Annotated in this window: 22 protein-coding genes; 12 read left to right on the top strand and 10 right to left on the bottom strand. The window is 74.4% G+C overall.

The genetic code is table 11. The annotated features are described in order from the left end of the window. Nucleotides 1-161: 161 nt before the first annotated feature. The 6 genes from OO68_RS27200 to OO68_RS27175 are packed head-to-tail and all read right to left on the bottom strand — an operon-like array spanning nucleotide 162 to nucleotide 5,795. Nucleotides 162-1,388, bottom strand: a complete 1,227-nt coding sequence (locus tag OO68_RS27200; RefSeq protein WP_033311781.1) for a cytochrome P450 family protein — start codon at nucleotides 1,386-1,388, stop codon at nucleotides 162-164. Next, a complete protein-coding gene (locus OO68_RS27195; RefSeq protein WP_033311780.1) occupies nucleotides 1,385-2,623 on the bottom strand; it encodes a cytochrome P450 family protein in 1,239 nt (412 codons plus the stop codon). The genes OO68_RS27200 and OO68_RS27195 overlap by 4 nt, the downstream gene beginning before the upstream one ends. Next, on the bottom strand, nucleotides 2,620-3,249 hold the full coding sequence (locus OO68_RS27190; protein ID WP_033311779.1) for a GTP-binding protein: 630 nt from the start codon (nucleotides 3,247-3,249) through the stop codon (nucleotides 2,620-2,622). Before OO68_RS27190 ends, OO68_RS27195 begins: the two co-directional genes overlap by 4 nt. After that, complete coding sequence (locus tag OO68_RS27185) at nucleotides 3,221-3,583, bottom strand: DUF742 domain-containing protein (protein ID WP_033311778.1); 363 nt, start codon at nucleotides 3,581-3,583, stop codon at nucleotides 3,221-3,223. The genes OO68_RS27190 and OO68_RS27185 overlap by 29 nt, the downstream gene beginning before the upstream one ends. After that, complete coding sequence (locus tag OO68_RS27180) at nucleotides 3,580-4,002, bottom strand: roadblock/LC7 domain-containing protein (protein WP_033311777.1); 423 nt, start codon at nucleotides 4,000-4,002, stop codon at nucleotides 3,580-3,582. The genes OO68_RS27185 and OO68_RS27180 overlap by 4 nt, the downstream gene beginning before the upstream one ends. Next, on the bottom strand, nucleotides 3,999-5,795 hold the full coding sequence (locus tag OO68_RS27175) for an ATP-binding protein (RefSeq protein ID WP_033311776.1): 1,797 nt from the start codon (nucleotides 5,793-5,795) through the stop codon (nucleotides 3,999-4,001). The genes OO68_RS27180 and OO68_RS27175 overlap by 4 nt, the downstream gene beginning before the upstream one ends. A gap of 331 nt (nucleotides 5,796-6,126) precedes the next feature. Between OO68_RS27175 and OO68_RS27170 the strand changes: the two genes are divergently transcribed. Further along, nucleotides 6,127-6,363 carry a hypothetical protein gene (locus OO68_RS27170; RefSeq protein ID WP_031139576.1) on the top strand — a complete coding sequence of 79 codons (237 nt, stop codon included), beginning with the start codon at nucleotides 6,127-6,129 and terminating at the stop codon, nucleotides 6,361-6,363. 84 nt (nucleotides 6,364-6,447) lie between these two features. On the opposite strand, the gene OO68_RS27165 is transcribed toward OO68_RS27170, so the two are convergent. After that, nucleotides 6,448-7,062, bottom strand: coding sequence for a hypothetical protein (locus OO68_RS27165; protein ID WP_245237183.1), 615 nt, complete (start codon nucleotides 7,060-7,062; stop codon nucleotides 6,448-6,450). Between the two features lie 94 nt (nucleotides 7,063-7,156). On the opposite strand from OO68_RS27165, the gene OO68_RS47815 reads away from it, so the two are divergent. Together OO68_RS47815 and OO68_RS27155 are read left to right on the top strand one after the other, a co-directional pair. Continuing rightward, nucleotides 7,157-7,672, top strand: a complete 516-nt coding sequence (locus OO68_RS47815) for a hypothetical protein (protein WP_051814827.1) — start codon at nucleotides 7,157-7,159, stop codon at nucleotides 7,670-7,672. A gap of 106 nt (nucleotides 7,673-7,778) precedes the next feature. Beyond that, entirely contained in the window at nucleotides 7,779-9,437 is a 1,659-nt protein-coding gene (locus tag OO68_RS27155; protein WP_033311774.1) for a catalase, read from the top strand. 4 nt (nucleotides 9,438-9,441) lie between these two features. Here the strand turns inward: OO68_RS27155 and OO68_RS27150 are convergent, their stop codons facing one another. After that, nucleotides 9,442-10,296 carry a fructosamine kinase family protein gene (locus tag OO68_RS27150; protein ID WP_106974426.1) on the bottom strand — a complete coding sequence of 285 codons (855 nt, stop codon included), beginning with the start codon at nucleotides 10,294-10,296 and terminating at the stop codon, nucleotides 9,442-9,444. A gap of 139 nt (nucleotides 10,297-10,435) precedes the next feature. Here OO68_RS27150 and OO68_RS27145 point away from each other — a divergent pair, with 139 nt between their 5' ends. Beyond that, entirely contained in the window at nucleotides 10,436-10,759 is a 324-nt protein-coding gene (locus tag OO68_RS27145; RefSeq protein ID WP_033311772.1) for a hypothetical protein, read from the top strand. Nucleotides 10,760-10,774: 15 nt separating this feature from the next. Here OO68_RS27145 and OO68_RS27140 read toward each other — a convergent pair whose 3' ends face one another. Further along, nucleotides 10,775-11,308 (bottom strand): hypothetical protein, encoded by a 534-nt coding sequence (locus tag OO68_RS27140; protein ID WP_033311771.1) that lies wholly within the window; start codon nucleotides 11,306-11,308, stop codon nucleotides 10,775-10,777. Further along, nucleotides 11,305-11,937, bottom strand: coding sequence for a hypothetical protein (locus tag OO68_RS27135; protein ID WP_033311770.1), 633 nt, complete (start codon nucleotides 11,935-11,937; stop codon nucleotides 11,305-11,307). Before OO68_RS27135 ends, OO68_RS27140 begins: the two co-directional genes overlap by 4 nt. 239 nt (nucleotides 11,938-12,176) lie before the next feature. On the opposite strand from OO68_RS27135, the gene OO68_RS27130 reads away from it, so the two are divergent. The 8 genes from OO68_RS27130 (at nucleotide 12,177) to OO68_RS27095 (ending at nucleotide 20,597) form a co-directional block, all read left to right on the top strand. Continuing rightward, a complete protein-coding gene (locus tag OO68_RS27130) occupies nucleotides 12,177-12,704 on the top strand; it encodes a hypothetical protein (protein ID WP_033311769.1) in 528 nt (175 codons plus the stop codon). 215 nt (nucleotides 12,705-12,919) lie between these two features. After that, nucleotides 12,920-13,885 carry an NAD-dependent epimerase/dehydratase family protein gene (locus tag OO68_RS27125; RefSeq protein ID WP_033311829.1) on the top strand — a complete coding sequence of 322 codons (966 nt, stop codon included), beginning with the start codon at nucleotides 12,920-12,922 and terminating at the stop codon, nucleotides 13,883-13,885. 66 nt (nucleotides 13,886-13,951) lie between these two features. Beyond that, nucleotides 13,952-15,628: a carbamoyltransferase family protein gene (locus OO68_RS27120; protein WP_033311768.1), complete on the top strand. Its 1,677-nt coding sequence runs from the start codon at nucleotides 13,952-13,954 to the stop codon at nucleotides 15,626-15,628. Continuing rightward, nucleotides 15,625-16,698, top strand: a complete 1,074-nt coding sequence (locus OO68_RS27115) for a glycosyltransferase family 2 protein (protein WP_033311767.1) — start codon at nucleotides 15,625-15,627, stop codon at nucleotides 16,696-16,698. Before OO68_RS27120 ends, OO68_RS27115 begins: the two co-directional genes overlap by 4 nt. Continuing rightward, nucleotides 16,695-17,303 carry a D-glycero-alpha-D-manno-heptose-1,7-bisphosphate 7-phosphatase gene (locus OO68_RS27110; protein WP_078625474.1) on the top strand — a complete coding sequence of 203 codons (609 nt, stop codon included), beginning with the start codon at nucleotides 16,695-16,697 and terminating at the stop codon, nucleotides 17,301-17,303. The genes OO68_RS27115 and OO68_RS27110 overlap by 4 nt, the downstream gene beginning before the upstream one ends. Then, on the top strand, nucleotides 17,300-18,361 hold the full coding sequence (locus tag OO68_RS27105; RefSeq protein ID WP_033311766.1) for a glycosyltransferase family 9 protein: 1,062 nt from the start codon (nucleotides 17,300-17,302) through the stop codon (nucleotides 18,359-18,361). Before OO68_RS27110 ends, OO68_RS27105 begins: the two co-directional genes overlap by 4 nt. Continuing rightward, nucleotides 18,358-19,323 carry a glycosyltransferase gene (locus OO68_RS27100; protein WP_033311765.1) on the top strand — a complete coding sequence of 322 codons (966 nt, stop codon included), beginning with the start codon at nucleotides 18,358-18,360 and terminating at the stop codon, nucleotides 19,321-19,323. Before OO68_RS27105 ends, OO68_RS27100 begins: the two co-directional genes overlap by 4 nt. Continuing rightward, a complete protein-coding gene (locus tag OO68_RS27095; protein ID WP_033311764.1) occupies nucleotides 19,320-20,597 on the top strand; it encodes a glycosyltransferase in 1,278 nt (425 codons plus the stop codon). Before OO68_RS27100 ends, OO68_RS27095 begins: the two co-directional genes overlap by 4 nt. Nucleotides 20,598-20,701: the final 104 nt, after the last annotated feature.

The raw sequence follows: 20,701 nt of genomic DNA, 5'->3' as shown, positions 1-20,701 counted from the left end.
TGTGCACGGGTGAGCCACGCTGAGCGTGCAATGGGCATCGACACGGTTCACAAGGCCACGGCCCTGGACGTAGGTTCAACCAACAGCGGGGGCACGACCGGAACGGGGGACCGGTCGCGCTCCCGCGCGCTGCCCCCACGCGGCGGCGCCCGCAGCCGGCGTCAGCCCCGCAGCCGCACCGGGATCTCCTGCCAGCCGAACGCGATGAACGACGGCACCTGCCGCAGACCCTCCTCGCCTTCGGCCAGTCGCAGGCCGGGGAACCGCTCGAACAGCGCCGGCAGCGCCGTCAGGGCCTCCAACCGGGCCAGCGGCGCCCCGATGCAGCGGTGCACGCCGATCCCGAACGCCAGATGGTCGTCGGCGCCGCGCGCGGCATCGAACCGGTCGGCGTCCGGCCCGTAGTGCTCGGGATCGAGCCCCGCGGCGGCGTACGTCGTGATGATGGCGTCGCCGGCCGGGATCGTCACCCCGCCGACGACGAGGTCGGTGACGGCGAACCGCAGCGGCAGCGACGCGATCGAAGGGTGCGCGCGCAACGTCTCGTCGACGACCGCGTCCCAGCCGATCTCCCCGGACCGCACGGCCGCCAGCTGCCCCGGACTGCGGAGCAGGGCGACCACCGCGTTGCCTATCAGGTTCACCGTGGTCTCGAAACCCGCGCCGATCACCAGCAGGAGCGTGTACAGCAGCTCCTCCTCGCTCAGCCGGTCACCGTCCTCGTCCCGGACCCGGATCAGCTCCGTCGTCATGTCGTCCCCGGGATGCGCGGCCCGGTGCGCGATCAGCGCGGGCAGCACCGTCCCGATCTGCCGCTGCACGGACGCCGCGCGCTCCGGGCTCGGGTCGGAGGTGTCCATCAGGGCCGCGATGAGCCGGCCGGTGTCCCCCCGCAACTCCTCCGGCACGCCCATCAGTTCACAGATCATCCGCATCGGCAGCGGATGAGCCAGTCCCGCCTTGACGTCGACGACCTCGCCGTCGGCCGCCTCCAGCGCGGCCAGCAGCTCCGCCGTGATCGCCTCCACCCGGGGCCGCATCGCCTCGGTGCGCCGGTGCGTGAAGCTGGGCGCCACCAGCTTGCGCAGCCGGGTGTGGTCCGGGCCGTAGGTGGACAGCATGTTGACCACGCCGACCCAGCCCAGGATCCAGACCCAGGACGGGTGTTCGCCGATCTCGGGCCAGAGCCGCCAGTGCAGCCGCGGGTCCTTGCTGACCCGCGGGTCGAGGATGAGCTCCTTCAGCGTGTCGTAGCGCGTCGGCGCCCAGGCCGGGATGCCGCCCGGCAGCTCCACGGGCACGACCGGGCCTAGGGCACGCAGCCGGGCGCTCTCGGCGGCGATGTCGGCGCCTAACGGGTCCAAAGCGATGCGGTCGGTCACGGTCACGGTCGTCCTCCAGGCTGGTCGGGGGAGTGGGGGCTGAAACGGACGGGCAGCGCCGTCAGCGAGCGGTGGAACGGACCGGGCCGCCACGTCAGGCGCTCGCGCGGCAGCACGGGTTCGAGATCGGGCAGCCACTGGGTGAGCCGTTCGATCGCCTCGGTGGCGATGAGCAGGGTGTGCTGCTTGACCGGGCAGGCGTGCGGACCCGCCGACCAGGACAGGTGCGAGGCGTCGGACCGGTGCCGGGCCGCCCCGCGCTCCCGCTCGGCCGCCTCGGCGAGCGCCCCGTAGGAGATCACGACCGGGACCGCGGCCCTGATCCAGGCCCCGTGGAAGGTGACGGGCGTACGGGCATAGTGGATGCCGTAGTTGGCGAGCGGCGTCTCGTGGTGCAGAACCTCCAGCACCGCGTCCGTCACCGGGCGGGCCCCGCTGGTCAGCGTCGAGTAGTAGGCCGGGTTGCCGAGGATCCGGGACAGCGCGTTGGACACCAGGTTGGCCGTCGGCTCGTGCCCCGCGCCCAGGGTGAGGAACACCTGCCAGGTGACCTCCTCGGGGGTCAGCCCCGCCGGGTGGTCCAGCAGCCAGCTCGGCAGGTCGTCACCGCGCCGCTCGGTCTTGGCGGCGATCAGCTCCAGCACGTACCCGCCGAACTCGGCCTCGCCCTCGGCCGCCTGGGCGCCGCCCTCGATCAGCTTGCCCAGCGCGGCGTTCAGCCGGTCGCTCGCGCTGTCCGGCAGCCCGAACAGGCTGTTGAACACCAGCGCCATCAGCGGCCGGGTGAACTCGCCCACCAGGTCGGCCTCGCCGCGCGGCCCGATCCGGCTCACCAGCAGGTGCACCGCCCGGTGCACCCGGGCCCGCAGATCGTGCGGCTCCACCAGGTCGAAGGCGTCGATGAGCGAGGTGCGGTAGCGCAGGTGGGCACCCCCGTCGGCGAACAGGGTGTTGGGCCGCCAGCGCATCATGCCCAGCACCGGCGAGTCGTCGGGGACGGTCGCCTCCCACGGCCGGGGATCGTGCGAGAACGTCTCCGTGTCGTGCAGCAGGTCCAGTGCCGCCCGCCGGTCGGTGACGACGTACGCCGGGACACCGGGCGCCAGTTCCGCCCAGCCGACCGGCCCGTGGGCGCGCAGCGCGGCGTAGTACGGGTGGGGGTCGCGGGCGAAGCCGTCCTCCCACAGGCGGACGGGCGCGGCGAGGGAGAAGGCCTGCTCGGCGGGGGACGGGTGGGTCACCGGTGCTCCGGGGGAGGGTTGTGGTCGATCAGGTGCTGCACCAGCGCGAGCAGGGCGTCGACCGAGGAGTCCGCCTCCCGCGCGTCGCAGGTCACCATCGGGGTCGTGGGCTCCAGGTCCAGGGCGGCGCGCAGTTGCTCGGCCGTGTGGTGGCGGGGGGCGTCCGGGAAGCTGTTGAAGGCGACCGCGTACGGCAGTCCGGTCTCCTCCACCAGCCCCAGCACGTCGAACGAGGCGTCGATCCGGCGGGCGTCGACCAGCACGAGCGCGCCGAGCGCCCCGTAAGCGATGTCGTCCCACAGCGGCCGGAACCGCTCCTGGCCGGGGGTGCCGAACAGGTACAGCACGACGCCGCCCGGCAGGCTGATCCGGCCGAAGTCGATGGCGACCGTGGTGGTCGACTTGTCCCGTAGGCCGGAGAGATCGTCGACCTGTGCGGAGGCCTCGGTGAGCTGCTCCTCCGTGTGCAGCGGGCGGATCTCGGAGACGGAGCGGATCAGGGTGGTCTTGCCCACCCCGAACGGCCCCGTGATCAGAATTTTCACCAAGTCCCGGGCGATGTCGGGGAGATGGACGTCCGCACCGCTGGGCCGGTCGTCAACGGTGCTTGAGGTCGCGGAGGCCATCGGCCACTCTCTTCAGCAGGTCGGGGTCGAAGCGCCGGGCGGGCGGGATCGGAGCGCGGGCCAGTACCAGGCCGCGGTCGAGGAGGTCAGCGGCCAGCACGAGCACCGCGGAGACGGGCAGCCGCAGCAGGGCAGCGGCCTCCAGCACCGTCAGCGACCCGTACTCCAGCTCCTCCAGCAGGGCCGCCTGGGCGGCGGGCAGTTCCGCGGGGGCCGGCTCACCGCTGGCGGTGAGGACGGACAGCCGCTCCAGATGGGCACGGCTGGGCCGCGCCACCCCGCCGGTCGACAGGTACGCGGGAACCAGGGGACGGCCGCCTCGGCGGCCCGTCATGCCGGCGTGGCGCCGTCGGCACCTCGGGGGCCGGCGGCCATGGCCTTCCCGCCCAGCCGCGCCACCTGCGAGTGCACCCGGTGGGCGAGCAGGTCGAGTCGCACCTCGGGATCGCCGTACGCGGCGACGCAGGTGCCGTGGTCCGTCGGCACGATGAGCACGTAGCCGTGGTCGGACTCGATGACGACCTGCCGGATCTCGGCCCGGTCGGTGTCGGCGAATGCCGCCGCCGCGGTACGGCAGGCGCCCTGCACGGTGCTGGTGATCGCCGCGACCCGCTCGGCCGACGGCCGTGACAGCGCGTCGGTGTAGCCCGTGACGAGGCCGTCCCGGGTCAGCAGGGCGGCGGCCACGACGTGCGGCACCTCCAGGACCGGTTCGAGCACCCATGCCGTGTCCCCCGTTGCGCGGCTGGTCATCGAGCCGTTCCTCCTTCGTCGTCGTTGCTGTGGACGTCCTCGGACGCCTGGTCGGCCGTGGTCGCGGCCGGGGCACCCTCAGGTACGGCTGGGACGGCGCCGGTGTTCGACCCGGCGGCGAACCGCGCCGCCGCGGTGCCCGACTGGAGGGCACCGAGGGCGGCGGCGGACTCCTCGGGGCGGCGGGGGCGGCGCTGTGGCGCGCCTTCGGCCGCGACGGGGCCTGATGGGGCCGTGGCGCGGCCGCGGCGGCGCCGCTGGGGGAGGCCGTCGCTCTCCCGCGGGCCGTGGTGGCCGGGGGCCGGGGCCTCGGCGTCCTGCTCCTTGCCGTAGCCGTGGTCGTGGCCGTGGCGTGCGGCGGTGGGGAGCGGCCCGGGTATACGCGGCGTGACGGCCGGCTCGGAGCGGGCCGAGTCGTCGGAACCGGCCGAGGCGTCGGCCAGGGCTTCGGCCGGGGCGGATGCGGGCGCGTGCGGCGGGACGGCCGGGGTGGGCGGGGGCGTCGGGTGGGGGTCGGGCAGGCCGGGTCGCGGGGTGGGATACGGGTCGGACGGACCGGACTGCGGGGTGGGATACGGGTCGGACGGACCGGACTGCGGGGTGGAAGGCGGGTCGGACGGACCGGACTGCGGGGTGGGATGCGGGTCCGACGGGCCAGGGCCCGGACCGTGGGACGGGCGGGACCCGCCGGAACCGCTCCCCGCGTCCCGCACCGCCGCCCTCCGGGTCGAGCGCGGGGCGCTGGCCGCCGGAGGCACTTCCTCGGGGTCGATCCGCGTCAGCAGATGACGGTCCACCCGCAGCACCGCCCGTACTCCGCCGTACGGCGACGGGGAGGTCAGGTCCACGCTCAGATCGAACTGCCGGGTCAGCCGGCCGACGGCCGCCAGCCCCATGCGGGGCGGGTCGCCGAGCTCGGTCAGCAGGATCGGGTCCGAACCGGCGACCATCCGCTGGGCCCGGGCGCGTTCGTCCTGCGTCATGCCCAGGCCGGCGTCGTCCACGGTGACGCACACCCCGTGGTGGACCGCCTCCAGATTGACCACGACCTCCGTGTCGGGCGCGGAGTGCCGCAGCGCGTTGTCGAGGAGCTCGGCGACGATGATGGCGACCGGCTCGACGGCGTGCGACACCAGGGCCGTACCGGCCGCGAGGTGGTTGCTGACCCGGACGCGCCGGTAGCCCGCGAGCCGGGCCTGACCGCCCGTCACCGCGTCCACCAGGTGGGATTCCTCCCGGGCGAGCCCCACCCAGGCTCCGCACACCACCGCGGCGATCTGGGCCCGCCGCAACGATTGCTCGTTCTCGTGGTCCAGCTCGAACAGGGTCTGCGCCAGCTCGGGGTCGTCGTAGCGCTGCTGGAGTCCGCGCAGGGCGTCCTGCAACCGGTACAGCGCCGCCTGGATCTCCCGGGTGGCCCCGCGCATCCCCGCCTGCGCGGCCGCGTCGATCCGGGTGCGCTGCGCGGCCAGCTCGGCGTGCAGCCCCTTCAGGACCTGCTCCAGGGCGGCGCCCAGCGGCGAGCCGGCCAGCTGCGGGTTCAGCGGGCCGGGCTCGGTGACGTGGGAATGTGCGGCCTGCCGGGCCGCGGCGGGCACCCGCCGCACCGCCAAGTGCTCGACCTCGAAAGTGAACGCCCGTGTTGTCCCGTCGAGTTGGGCCCGCAGCGCGGCCGTCTTGGCGCGCTGCGCGGCCAGTTGCCGCCGTGAGCGCAGCAGGCCCCCGCCGAGGGCGAACGCGGACAGTGTGCCCAGCGCGAGGGCGCCGACAGCCAGGTCCGGTACTTCGATCATCGAGTCGATTCCAGGAGGGAGTCGGGCAGGGTCGGGTCCGAGGTGCTCTGGCGAGCCACCCGCAGCACAGTACACACCGTCATCGACCGGTCTCGCACGGTGTCACGCCACTTCGTTCCGAAAGTGACCGGCGGCTGGGGGCTTCCGGGGCAACTGTCTGGATTGCCGTAGAGAGCGGGGGAGTTGGTGGTGCGTGCGGGTCTGACCGGCCGGGGCTCGCGACCGTGACCCGGCCGTCACTCCTCGTGACCGGAACCGGCTGTGTGCCCCACAGGAGCAGGGGTACCCGTCCAGCGCCTGAAGAGGTCCGCTCCGCGAGAAGGAGGCCCGCATGAGCAGTGGATCGGAGACCGGCGGTGTGACCGGTACGCAGGACAAGGACTACAACCTGATCTGGTATGTCGAGGCGTGCCTGAACAATGCCCTGCGTCTGGAGAGCTACATCCAGGACGCCGAGCGCGCCAAGGACACCGAGGTCGCGGACCTGTTCCGCAAGGCCCAGGCGGACAGCCGCAAGGGTGCCGAACTGGGCAAGGGGCTGCTGCGCGCACGCCTCGACGGAGGCTGAGGCTCATCGGCCACCGAAGGCCCGGACCCCGAGCGGTCCGGGCCTTCCTCCGTGTCAAGGCCTCCGTGCCAGAGCCTCAAAGCCTCAGAGCCGGAAGATCTCGCTCACCCGCTCGGCGAGTTCGTCCTCCGTCAGCGTGCCGTCCACCGTGACGGCGGGCAGCCCCAGACGCGCGGTCTCCTCGTGCAGCCGCTCGGTGAACAGGGCGTCCCGGACGGCGAGGTTGTGTTCCGCCCGCAGCGGATCACCGGTCCGCTGCGTGAAACTCCCCTCGGACGCGGCACGGCTCCTGAACGCGGCCCGGCGGAAGTCCGGCGTGGGCAGCAGCCAGACGGCGTGCCCGGGCTCGGTGAGCAGCGGCTCCACCAAGTGCGGCAGCAGGCGGAATCCCTCGACGACGACAGGCGTCCGCCCGGGCATCCGCGCGAGGTCCTCGACGATCAGACCGAAGGCCTCGCCCCGGAACCAGTGGAACGTGTCGAGCATGGTCCGGGGGGACCGGTGGACCCATCGCTCGTCCATGTCCATGGCCATGAACGCGTGCAGGAAGGGCGCCTCCGCGGCGGTGGACCGCCGCGCGTGATCCGCCATCACGTCGTCGGTCGCGTAGAGACGCCAGCCGTGCCGCCCGGCCAGCCGGCGGGCGATCGTGGACTTGCCCGCGCCGCTCGCGCCCCCGATCCAGTAGACGTGCCGCACGCTTCTCCCTTCCTGTGGCCCGGCCCCGTTGTCAGTGGCGGATGCCACGATGCCGGCGGTTCACCATCGCATCTCCGGGCGAGAGGAGTTGACCGTGCGCAGGCCGGTCGAGGGAGAGGTCCATGTGCACTACGGGCAGATCTACGTCCACAGCGACCCGGACAGCTACGGACCGGATCTGGCCGAGGCGTTCGCCGGACAGAGCGCGGGGCTGTGCGGGGCGGCGACAGCCGGAGCGCTCTGGCTGAGCACAGGCCTGCACACCGGCGAGGTCGGCTTCACCGTCGAGGTGCACGACCACGCCCCACCGCTGGACCCGTCCTGGGAGGACATCGTCGAGGTGTCCTTCCGCCCGGCCTCGGCGGACAGCGCGCTCGTGGAGTGGGCGGGTGAGGACTCCTGGGACCTGGGGCTCGACGAGACCGACATCTCGCAACCGCACGCGGCCCTCCCCGCCGTGACCGGCGCCGCCGAACCGGACCCGCTCCGGGCGGCCGTGGACGCGGTGTACGCCGCCGTCGTCACCTACGGTGAGGACTGGCCCGCCCTCCTCGCGGACAGAGGGTCCCTCTGCCGCCAACGGCCTGCCGGGTCACCTGCACGTGAGTGACCCCCCGCCTCCGGGTACCCGGCCCGTCCCGCCAGGACCGGCCGGGCGGTCGCTCACGGCAACGGCCCGGCCGGCCGCCGGTCACGAGCCGAAGGAGCCCACGCACATGACGGACGTATCCGGTACCGGCCCCGCTCCGGGCGACGACCGCAAGGTACTCACCAACCGCCAGGGCCATCCGGTCTACGACAACCAGAACCAGCGCACGGTCGGCGCCCGCGGCCCCGCCACGCTGGAGAACTACCAGCTCCTGGAGAAGATCAGTCACTTCGACCGCGAGCGCATCCCCGAGCGCGTCGTGCACGCCCGCGGCGTCACCGCCTACGGCCACTTCGAGGCCTACGGCACCTGGGGCGACGAGCCCATCAGCCGCTACACCCGGGCCAAACTGTTCCAGGAGCGCGGCAAGCGCACGGACGTCGCCGTCCGCTTCTCCACCGTCATCGGCGGCCGCGACTCCTCCGAGGCCGCCCGCGACCCACGTGGTTTCGCCGTCAAGTTCTACACCGAAGACGGCAACTGGGACCTGGTCGGCAACAACCTGGGCGTCTTCTTCATCCGCGACGCCATCAAGTTCCCGGACGTCATCCACGCCCTCAAGCCGGACCCGGTGACCTTCGAACAGCAGCCGGGCCGCATCTTCGACTTCATGTCGCAGACGCCCGAGGCGATGCACATGCTGGTCAACCTGTTCAGCCCGCGCGGCATCCCCGCCGACTACCGCCACATGCAGGGCTTCGGCGTCAACACGTACAAGTGGGTGAACCCCGACGGCGACACCAGGCTCGTCAAGTACCACTGGATGCCCAAGCAGGGCGTGCGCAGCATGACCGAGGAGGACGCGGCCAACGTCCAGGCCGACACCCTCGGCCACGCCACCAAGGACCTGTACGAGGCGGTCGCCCGCGGTGACCACCCGGAGTGGGAACTGCTCGTCCAGATGATGGACGACCACGACCACCCGGAGCTCGACTTCGACCCCCTGGACGACACCAAGACCTGGCCCGAGCAGGACTTCCCGCCCAAGCCGGTGGGCCGGATGGTGCTCGACAGGATGCCGCAGGACTTCTTCGCCGAGAACGAGCAGATCTCCTTCGGCACCGGCGTCCTCGTCGACGGCCTGGACTTCTCCGACGACAAGATGCTCATCGGCCGGACCTTCTCCTACAGCGACACCCAGCGCTACCGGGTCGGCGCCAACTACCTCCAGCTCCCCGTCAACCAGGCCAAGAACGCGGACGTGCGCACCAACCAGCGCGACGGCCAGATGACCTACCACGTGGACGGCGGGGGCGAGAACCCGCACGTCAACTACGAGCCGTCGATCACCGGCGGTCTGCGCGAGGCCCGGTACCCGACCCACGACGAGCAGGGCCCCGAGATCACCGGCCGGCTCACCCGCAAGCGCATCCCCCGCACCAACGACTACCTCCAGGCCGGGCAGCGCTACCTGCTGCTGGAGGACTGGGAGCGCGACGACCTGGTGAAGAACTTCATCGGTCAACTTTCCCAGTGCGACCGGGCGATCCAGGAGCGCATGGTCTGGCACTTCCTGCTCGTCGAGAACGACCTCGGCCTGCGGGTCGGCGAGGGACTGGGCATCGGCCCGGAGGACGTGTCAGGACTGGAGCCGCTGGCGAGCCAGGACCTCACGGACGACGACCGTGAACGCCTCGCCAAGCTCGGCAAGAACGAGCCGCGCGACGTGGAGGGCCTGACCATGACCCACTGCGTCCCCGACGAACGGCACGTCGTGACCCGCTGACGGGTCACCCCTGCAGGGCCGAACGGGCCACCGCGAGGCCCTGTTCCGCGTAGCCCCGGCCGAACAGCACGGCGTGCACCAGCAGCGGGAACAGCTGGTGCACGCCGACGCGCCCCGCCCAGCCGTCCGCGAGCGGCGCCACCTCCTGGTAGCCGTCCAGCACCCGCTCCAGATGGGGACAGCCGAACAGGCGCAGCATCGCCAGATCCGTCTCCCGGTGCCCGCCGTGCGCGGCCGGGTCGATCAGCCACACGTGTCCGTCGGCCGCCCACAGCACGTTGCCGCTCCACAGGTCGCCGTGCAGCCGCGCGGGCGGCTCGGCCGGCCCCGCCAACGCCGGCAGCCGCTCGCACAGACGCTCCACGACGGCCGCCTCACCGGCCAGGACCGTGCCCTGGTCCACCGCCCGCCGCAGATAGGGCAGCACGCGCTGCTCGGCGTACCAGCGCGGCCAGTCGGTGCCCTGCTCGTTGCGCATCGGCGCGAGCCCGATGTACGCGTCCACCGGCCCGCCCGGTGGCGGCGCCCCGAAGGCAGGCGCTCCGGCGGCGTGCAGCGCCGCGAGGTCCCGGCCGAACCGCAACGCCGCCTCCCGGTCCGGCCGGCCCCGGGCAACCCGGTCGATGACCAGCCGGCCCTCCTCGTGCCCGTGCACCGCCGGCAGCCGCACGCTCCCGGCGGCGGCCAGCCACCGCAGCCCCGCCGCCTCGGCCCGCGCCGCCCCCGGTTCGGCGGACCGCTTGACGACCACGACGCGCCCGTCGTCGAGGGTGACCTCGGTGAGAGCCCCCGACAGCGGCCTGGCACCGCTGACCGCCCGCCCGGTCAGCCGGGTCACGACGTCGGAACAGACGGTCATACGAGCTCCTTCTCCGCCTTCGGTCGGGCGTTTCGACTCCAGACCACTCCAGGACATGTGCCACGCTCCGGTCACGCGGGACGGTGAAATCCCGCCCCCGGCCGACAGAACCGGCCACCGCCGGGGGAGCAGTCGGGTCATGACGAGTTCACCGTTCCAGCGCACCATCGCCCTGCCCGCCCCCGTGTGCGAACAGGCCGCACAGCACCTGGAGCAGGCCGCGCACCGGGCCATCGACGGAGCCGCGATCCCCCTGAAGGCGTTCCGCACGGCCGCCGACAACGACTTCACCCTGCCGGTCCCGGTGGTCGAACAGGCGGCGTCCTGCCTGCTGGTCCTCGCCACCGAGACCGCCCAGACCGTACGCCCGTCCGCCCTGCGCGCCACCATCAGTGTCGCGCTGCGGCTGCGCGACGCCGTACAACTGGCCCATCAGCCCGCCCTCGGCAGCAGGTTCTGGTGAGCCGGGCCCGGACCCTCAGGCAGCGCGGAAGGCGACCACGACCTGCTTGTGGCGCAGCGCCTCCAGCGTGGCGTGCTGCCGCCGAGCCCGTTCGATGAGCTCGTCGAGCTGCCGGGCGTCGAGGCGTTCGTCCGTGGTGGCCAGATCGCGGAGCGTCTCCCAGCCCGCCGTCTTGCCCTCCACACCGAGCGCCAGCGCCTCCAGCTCCCACAGCGTGCTCAGCGGGGACCGTCGTACCAGACTGCCGTTGCTCTTCAGCCGTCCCACCTGCTCGGCCGCCCGGCCTGCGTAGACCTTGTAGCGGCGTACCGGGACGTCCAGGCGCCGCATGATGTGCAGCAGGCTCGTCCGGTCGTCGGCGATCTCGGCGGCGACCGGGGCCAGCGCGTCCGCGAGCGCCGAGCCCCGGCACGAGCGCAGCAGGTAGCGCACCCGCGCGGTGCCGGCGGTGGCACCGGCGAGATGGTCGTTGAGGTAGATGCCCAGCAGGGACATGTCGGTGGCCGGGGCACGTTCGGCGCCCGGCGTATCCGCTCGCTGTTCCGTCATGACGCGGCTCCTGTCGTACTCCGGTCCTGCTCGACGGCCACCGTCGTGGTGATCCGCACCAGGCAGGGAGGGCGGGGTGTCGAGCCGGTCCCGAAGCGCACGGGGGGCTCGACCGGGGCGAGGGCACCGAGGCTCTCGCCCTCGTAGGTGACGGTGGCGGAGGTGACCGGGTGCAGATCCCGGGCGCCGTACCACTGGTGCCGTCCGGCCCGGGCGCTGCCGTGGGTGCGCGCCCCCAGCAGCAGACGGGCGGGCCGGTCCCACAGGGCGATCCAGCCCGGACGGGTGGCGAGCCGGCCCGGGACCGCCCGCAGCGCCAGGCCCGGCAGGTTCCGGCGGCCGGTGCTGAAGCGCAGATGGAGCGGCGGGGCGGTGACGGTCCAGTGCCGGCGGTCGGCGATCCGCACCTCGACCGGTACGACCCGCACCTCGTCGAAGACGTAGGTGCCGGCGACGAAGTCCGCCGTCTCGCCGGTGGGCGCCAGCAGCAGCCGCCGCCCGTCGGCCTCTTCGACCATCACGTCGCTGAACGGCCCCCACGGCGACCGCGGCCAGTGCCCGAGCACCACGCGGGCACCGGACGTCGTGCCGATCCCCGCGATCCAGCCGTCGAAGCGCAGCGAGCGCACCGGCGGCCGGGCACCCGCACGCCGGGCCGGGCCAGCGGATTCGCGACCGTGGGGGAACACGCGGGCCGGGTGCCCGGCCCCTCTGCCGCGAAACGAGCCGCCCCGGGGTGCGGCTTCGCCCGTCGGCGGGTGTGGCCGAGGCCACGTCCCGGACGAGGTCCCGATCACGTCCGGGCGCCGGAACGGGCGGTTACCGTCTACGACCAGATCCCCGTTCCCTTCCCTCGGACGGCCCGGCAGTGCAAGCAGATCTCTCCCCGGTCATCGCGGCCACCGCCCAGTGGCTGACCCGCGCCTTCCCCGCCACCGGCGGCGCCCTGGCGTCCGCCCTGTGCGAGGTCCAGGCCCGCCAGGCCGTGACGGTCGCGGCCTGGCTCAGGTACCCGACCGCGATGGACGCCGCCCTGCTCGACCTGGCCGGACCGGGCGGTTCCGGGCGGCTGGACTGGGTCACCGGCGCCGACGCGGCCCTCGGCGAGGACATGGACGCACACGCCTGGCGCACCTGGGTGGACGAGGTCGTGGCCAGCTGGGCGGCCTGCCTGCTGACCGAACCGGAGCTGGCGGCCCGGGCCGTCGCCGCCCTCGCCGACGGCAGCCACGGCACCGCGGCACCCGCCGGGTTCCGCCGCCTCGTCGCTCCCGACGACAGCGACCGGAACGCCGCGGTCCTGCTGCGCCACCCGGACCTCCTCGCCCCGGTCGCCGGCCTGCACCAGAACCAGCTCCTCGACCGCCTGAACCAGGGCCGCACGCTGATCGCCTGACACCTCCGGGCTTCCTCCGCCCCGGCCTCCGCCGGCAGCGCGACGCCCTCGCATATCACCCTCCGTGACTCACCGGTTTGCCGTACATGGCCGTGCCGTGCGCGCACGGCCGTCGGAGGCTGAGCGTGGGCTCGACGGCCCTGCGGCCACCGGTCTCGCCGGACCGCAGCGCGGCCGTCGTGCCACGCGCCGCCGCCGACGGAGGAGTGACCGACATGACCACCGCTCTCTCACGGAACTGGGAACACGCCGTCGTCACCGGCGGAGCCGGGTTCGTCGGCTCCCATCTGTGCGCCGCCCTGCTGGACGCGGGCACGGCCGTCACCTGCGTGGACGACTTCAGCACCGGCCGGCCCGAGAACATATCGCCGCTGCTCGAACAGCCCGGTTTCACGCTCGTCCAGGCCGACGTCGCCGAGGAGCTGCGGATCAAGCGGCCGCCGGACCTCGTCCTGCACTTCGCCTCTCCGGCGTCCCCGGCGGACTACCTGCGCCTCCCGCTGCACACGATGGAGACCGGCAGCCTCGGCACCCGCAACGCCCTGGAACTCGCCCACTCCTCCAGCGCCCGCTTCGTCCTGGCCTCGACCTCCGAGGTCTACGGCGACCCGCTGCAGAATCCCCAGGACGAGCGCTACTGGGGCAACGTCAACCCCGTCGGCCCGCGCAGCGTCTACGACGAGGCCAAACGCTTCGGCGAGGCGCTGACCACCGCCCACGCCGACGCCCAGGGCACCGACACCTGCATCGTGCGGCTGTTCAACACCTACGGCCCCCGGATGCGCGGCCACGACGGGCGCGCGGTGCCCACCTTCGTCCGCCAGGCCCTGGCCGGCGAGCCCCTCACCGTGACCGGCGACGGCCGCCAGACCCGGTCGCTGTGCTACGTCGACGACACCGTGCGCGGCATCCTCGCCGCCGCCGCCCACGGCATGCGCGGCCCCGTCAACATCGGCAACCCCACCGAGATCACCATGCTCGACCTGGCCCGCCTGGTCGTCGAACTCGCCGAGTCCTCCTCGGAGATCCGCTACATCGAACGCCCGGTCGACGACCCGGCCGTGCGCTGCCCGGACATCACCCTGGCCCGCGACAAGCTCGGCTGGGACCCGCAGGTCCGCGCCGAGGAGGGGCTGCGCCGCACGATTGCCTGGTTCCGCGAGGCCGGTACCGAGGACTGACCCCGCCCCGGGCACCCCGCACCCCCGCGCCCTGGTGTCCCCGACCGCCGAAAGGCCCGTCTGCCCATGCGCATCCTCGGAATCAACGCCCTCTTCCACGACCCCGCCGCCGCCCTGGTGATCGACGGAAGGACCGTCGCCGCCGCGGAGGAGGAGCGGTTCTCCCGGCGCAAGCACGGCAAGAGGCCCCTGCCGTTCTCCGCCTGGGAACTGCCCGAGCAGGCTGCGGCCTGGTGCCTGAAGCGGGCCGGGCTGCGCCCGCAGGACCTCGACGCGGTCACCTACTCCTTCGACCCCCGGCTCGCCCGGCCCGCCGCGGACATGGGGCTGGACGACCCCTGGGACCACCTGCGGCTGACCTACGCCCGCGAGGCACCCGCCTTCCTGAAGACCGCCCTGCCCGGTCTCGACCCCGGCCTCGTCCGCTTCGTCCCGCACCACATGGCCCACGCCGCCTCCAGCGCCTTCGCCGCACCGGACGCCGGGAACTCCTCCGTCCTGGTCCTCGACGGCCGTGGCGAACGCGCTTCCCACCTGGCCGCGCGCCGCGTGGGCGACCGCCTGGAGGCACTGCACGCCCAGGACCTGCCGCACTCGCTCGGCCTGGTCTACGAGGAACTCACCGAACACCTCGGCTTCCTGCGCTCCTCCGACGAGTTCAAGGTCATGGCCCTCGCTTCCCACGGCAGGCCGCGCATGCTCGCCGAACTGCGCCGCCACGTGTACCCCACCGGAGACGGCGGCTTCCACGCCACCGGGGTGCCCTGGCACGAGCTGTGTCCGCCCCGCGGCCCCGACGAGCCCTGGACGCAGGACCACGCCGACGTCGCCGCCAGTGCGCAGGCCGTGCTGGAGGAAACCCTGCTCGACCTGGTGCGCTGGCTGCACGGCCGGACCCACGACCGGGTGCTCACCCTGGCCGGCGGCGTCGCCCTCAACTGCGTCGCCAACTCCCGGATCGCCCGCGAGGGACCCTTCTCCCGGGTGTGGGTGCAGCCCGCCGCGGGAGACGCCGGGACTGCCCTGGGCGGCGCCCTGCTGCTGTCCGCCGTGGAGGGCGACGAGCCGTCGCCCATGACCGGTGCCGACCTCGGCCGGGAGTGGTCCGACGCCGAACTCGGAGCCTGGCTGAAGACCGCCGCCGTCCCCTTCGAACGGCCCCAGGACATCACCGCGACCGTCGCCCGCGCCCTGGCGGACAACGGGATCGTCGCCTGGTTCCAGGGCCGCTCCGAGTACGGCCCCCGGGCCCTCGGCCACCGCTCCCTGCTGGCCCACCCCGGCCACGCGGGCAACCTCGAACGGCTCAACGACGTCAAGGGACGCGAACAGTTCCGGCCCGTCGCCCCCATGGTCCTCGCCGACCGCGCGGCCGACCTCTTCGACGGCCCGCTGCCCAGCCCGTACATGCTGTTCGTGCACGACGTGGCCCCGGCGTGGCGGGAGCGCGTCCCCGCCGTCGTGCACGTCGACGGCACCGCCCGCATCCAGACCGTCGACCCGGATCGCGAACCCCTGGTCGCCGCCATGCTCCGCGAGTTCGAGCGGCTCACCGGCCTGCCCGTGGTCGTCAACACCAGCCTCAACACCGCCGGCCGGCCCATGGTCGACGACCCGCGCGACGCCCTGGAGTGCTTCGGCTCCTCGCCCGTCGACCTGCTGGCCATCGGCCCGTACGCGATCCGGCGCGGCGACCTCTTCCGTACCGACTCCCGCAGCGACGACGCCGGAGGCCCCCGATGACCGGACCCGACGCCCCGGCTCCCGACGCCGAGTACGCCGTGGTGATCCCGACCCTCGGACGGCCCAGCCTGAGCGCCTGCCTGCACGCCCTCGCCGAGGCCACCGGACCGGGCCCGGCCCGGATCGTCCTCGTCGACGACCGCCCCGACACGGCCCGGGCCACCCTCACCGCCCACGTTCCGCCGTCCCTGCGCGCGCGCACCGTCGTCGTGCCCGGCGGGGCACGCGGACCGGCCGCCGCACGCAACCTCGGCTGGCGGGCCGCCGGTGACGTGCCCTGGATCGTCTTCCTCGACGACGACGTCGTACCCGGGCCCACCTGGCGCGACGACCTGACCCTCGACCTGGCCGCCGCGACCGCGCGCACCGCCGGGATCACCGCCCGCATCGAGGTGCCGCTGCCCGCCGGCCGGCGCCCCACCGACTGGGAACGCAACACGGCCGGTCTCGCCGACGCCCGCTGGATCACCGCCGACATGGCCTACCGCCGGGACGCGCTGGTGGCCGTCGGGGGATTCGACGAACGCTTCCGGCGGGCCTTCCGGGAGGACGCCGACCTCGCCCTGCGCACGCTCGACGCCGGCTGGACGCTCACCACCGGCCGACGCACCACCACCCACCCCGTACGGCAGACCGGGCGCTGGATCTCCGTCCGGCTCCAGGCCGGCAACGCCGACGACGTGCTGATGACCCGGCTGCACGGCCGTCACTGGTGGCGCCGGGCGGAGGCCTCCCGCGGCCGCCTGCCCCTGCACCTGGCGGTGACCGGAGCGGGAGTGGCGGCGCTCGGCTGCGCCCTGCTCGGCCGGCACCGGGCCGCCGCGGCCTGCGCCGCCACCTGGCTGGCCGGCACCGCGGAGTTCGCCCTCGCCCGCATCCTGCCCGGGCCCGGCACCCGCGACGAGGTGCTCACCATGACGGTGACCAGCGCCCTCGTCCCGCCCGCCGCGACCTGGCACTGGCTGCGCGGGCGCCTCGTGCACCGCAAGGCCCGGCCGCACACCCCGTTCCCAAGCGGCGAGCCGACGCCCGCGCCCCGTCCGGCGGCCCGAGAACGGCTGCGGTCATGACGCCGCGTCCAGGCCCCTGGCTGCTCTCCGGGGACGTGCGGCAGCGCCCGTACGATCCGGGCAGTCCGCTGCCCGCGGCCGTCCTCTTCGACCGCGACGGCACGCTCGTCGCCGACGTCCCCTACAACGGCGACCCCTCGCTGGTCGCGCTCATGCCCGGTGCCCGGCAGGCCGTGGACGCCGTGCGCGCCGCCGGGGTGCCCGTCGGCGTCGTCACCAACCAGTCGGGCGTGGCCCGGGGCCTGCTCACCCGCCACGCGGTCGAGGCCGTACGGCTGCGGGTGGAGGAGCTGCTCGGGCCGTTCGCCGTCTGGGCCGTGTGCCCGCACGCGCCGGAGGCGGGCTGCGACTGCCGCAAACCGGCCCCCGGACTGATCCTGGCCGCGTGCCGCCGCCTCGCCGTCCCGCCGGAGCGCACCGCCGTCATCGGCGACATCGGAGCCGACATGGAGGCGGCGCGGGCCGCGGGAGCCCGCGGAGTCCTGGTCCCCACGGCTGTCACCCGGGCCGAGGAGGCAGCGGCGGCCGGGACCACGGCACCGGACCTGCCGACGGCCGTGGATCTCGTCCTCGGCCCGGCCCTCGCGGCCCGGGAGCCGCGATGACCCCGACCCGCCTTCCCCGCACCCTCGTGGTCCGCCTCGACAGCTCCGGAGACGTCCTCCTGGCGGGCCCCGCCGTACGGGCCGTCGCCGCCGGATCCTCCCGCACCGCCCTGCTCTGCGGACCCCAGGGCGCCCCGGCCGGGCGGATGCTGCCCGGCGTCGACGAGGTGCTGACCTACGACGCCCCCTGGGTCGGCCTGGAGCCGCCGCCGGTCACGCGGGCGGCCACCCGGCGACTGATGGAGACCCTCACGGCAGGCCGCTTCGACCGCGCGATCGTGCTGGTGTCCTACCACCAGAGCCCACTGCCCATCGCCCTCCTGCTGAAGCTGGCCGGGATCGGACGGACCGCCGCCGACTGCGAGGACTACCCGGGCGCCCTCCTCGACCTGCGGCACCGCAGACGGCCGCACCGTCACGAGGCCCTGGCCGCCCTCGACCTGGCCCGCGCCGCCGGTTTCGAGCTCCCGCACGGCGACGACGGCCGGCTGCGCGTCCAGCCGCCGTCGCCCACCACCCACCTCACCGGGCCCGGCCCGTACGTCGTCCTCCACCCCGGCGCGGCCGTGCCCGCACGGGCCTGGACACCGGGCCGCGCGGCACGTGCCGTGGCCGCGCTGTCCGCGGCGGGTCACCGCGTGGTCGTCACCGGCGGGCGCGCCGAGCGCGAGCTGACCGCCCGGGTCGCCGGGCGGCACGCCCTGGACCTCGGCGGCGCCACCGACCTGCCGCAGCTGGCCGGAGTCCTGGCGGCGGCCCGCGCCGTGGTGGCCGGCAACACCGGCCCGGCGCATCTGGCCGCCGCCGTGGGCACGCCCGTCGTCAGCCTCTTCGCGCCGGTCGTACCGGCCGAACGGTGGGCCCCCTACGGCGTACCGCACGTCGTGCTCGGCGACCCGCACGCCGCGTGCGCGGACACCCGGGCCAGGCACTGCCCGGTGCCGGGGCACCCCTGCCTCGACGGCATCGGCGACGAGGAGGTGCTCGCCGCCGTGGCGGCCCTCACGGACCACCCGGCGGGCCGGGGAGAACACACCCAGCGAGGAGCGGCCGTATGAACATCCTGCTGTGGCACGTGCACGGCTCCTGGACCACCGCGTTCGTCCAGGGCCCGCACACCTACCTCGTCCCCGTCACCCCCGGCCGCGGCCCGGACGGCCTCGGGCGGGCCCGCACCTTCACCTGGCCGTCCTCGGTCCGCGAGGTCACTCCGGAGGAACTCCGCGACACGCGGGTCGACCTGGTCCTTCTCCAGCGGCCTCACGAGGCGGCGCTGGCCGAACGGTGGCTCGGCGGACGCCGCCCCGGCCGGGACGTGCCCGCGGTGTACCTGGAGCACAACGCGCCGGCCGGCGACGTGCCGGACACCCGGCACCCGTGCGCCGGCCGCGACGACCTGACGCTCGTCCACGTCACCCACTTCAACCGGCTGTTCTGGGACTGCGGCACCACCCGGACCGAGGTGATCGAGCACGGCATCGTCGACCCGGGCCACCGCTACAGCGGCCGGCTCGCCCGCGCCGCCGTCGTCGTCAACGAACCCGTGCGACGCGCCCGGTACACCGGAACGGACCTGCTGCCTGCACTGGCCGAGGCCGTGCCGCTCGACGTCTTCGGCATGGGCACCGACGGCCTGGCCGGACACCTCGGCCTGCCGGCCGACCGCTGCCGTACGGCCGACCTTCCCCAGAGCGAGCTGCACACGGCCCTGGCCGAACGCCGCATGTACCTGCACCCGGTGCGCTGGACCTCCCTCGGCCTGTCCCTGCTGGAGGCGATGCACCTGGGCCTGCCCGTGCTGGCGCTCGCCACCACCGAGGCGGTCGAGGCGGTCCCGCCCGGTGCCGGCACCCTGACCACCCGCCCCGACGTCCTGGCCCGCGCCGCCCGCCGCTACCTCCACGAACCGGAGGCGGCGGCCGCGGACGGAGCCCGCGCCCGGCAGGAGGCCCTCGAACGCTACGGGCTCAAGCGCTTCCTGGCCGACTGGGAGCGCCTGATCACGGAGGTGTGCTCATGACCCCGTCCCTCAGTCCCCTCCCGGCCGGACCGCTCGGCGGCGACCCGCTCGACCCGGGCGTCCTCGCCATCGCGCTCGTCTCCGAGCACGCCAGCCCCCTGGCCGCGCTCGGCGGCGTCGACGCCGGCGGACAGAACGTCCACGTCGCCTGCCTCGCCGCCGCACTCGCCGACCGCGGCCACCGCGTCACCGTCCACACCCGCCGCGACGCGCCCGACCTGCCCTGCCGGACGGAACTGCGCGACGGCGTCGAGGTGCACCACGTACCCGCGGGGCCGGCCGAGCCGCTCCCCAAGGACGAGCTCCTGCCGCACATGGACGCCTTCGGCCGCCACCTCGCAAGCGCCTGGCGCACCCGGACCCCCGACGTCGTGCACTCCCACTACTGGATGTCGGGCCTGGCCGCCCTGCGCGCGGCCCGCGAGCACGGCCTGCCCCTGCTGCACACCTACCACGCCCTCGGCACGGTGAAGAGGCGGCACCAGCGGCTCGCCGACACCAGTCCGCCGGAGCGGATCCCCGGCGAGATCGAGGTCGGTCTCGGCTGCGACCGCGTCATCGCCACCTGCCGGGACGAGGCCCGCGAACTGGCCCTGATGGGCATTCCCCCGCACCAGGTCGGCATCGTGCCGTGCGGCGTCGACACCGACCGGTTCACGCCGAAGGGCCCGGCCGCACCGCGCGGACCGTACCCGCACCGGATCCTCCAGCTGGGCCGGCTCGTGCCGCGCAAGGGCGCCGCCGTCACCGTCACCGCACTGGCCCGGCTGCCCGGGACCGAGCTGGTCGTGGTCGGCGGGCCGCCCGCCGGCCGGCTCGACGGCGACCCGGAGGTGCGGCGGCTGCGCGGCATCGCCCGGGACGCCGGGGTCGCCGACCGCGTCCGCTTCACCGGTGCCCTTCCCAGCGAAAAGGTGCCGTCGCTGCTGCGCTCAGCGGACGTCGTCGTCTGCCCCGCCGACTACGAACCCTTCGGCATCGTCCCGCTGGAGGCCATGGCCTGCGGCGTGCCCGTCGTGGCCAGCGCGGTCGGCGGGCAGCTCGACACCGTCGCCGACCCCGGCACCGGGCGGCTGGTGCCGCCCCGCGACCCGGCGGCCCTGGCCGCCGCCGTCGCCGCGCTGCTCGCCGACCCGGAGGCCCGCGCGGCCTGCGGCGCGGCCGGCCGACGGCGCGTCCTGAGCCGGTACGGCTGGGGCCGGGTCGCCGCCGCCACCGAGGCCGCCTACTGCGAAGTCCTCGACACCGAGCCCGCCGCGACCCGCGCCGGCTGACCGCCCGGACCCGCTCCCCGCCCGACGACAGCCACCAAGGCCCGACGTTCGACATCCGAAGGAGGTGCGGGTTCGCCGCCGTCACCCACGGCGGTACGCCCGAT

The sequence above is a fragment of the Streptomyces iakyrus genome, assembly GCF_000717055.1.
Classification (GTDB): Bacteria; Actinomycetota; Actinomycetes; order Streptomycetales; family Streptomycetaceae; genus Streptomyces; species Streptomyces iakyrus.
Note: the sequence above shows the minus strand (reverse complement) of the source record. Positions and strands in the feature narration are given on the sequence as shown.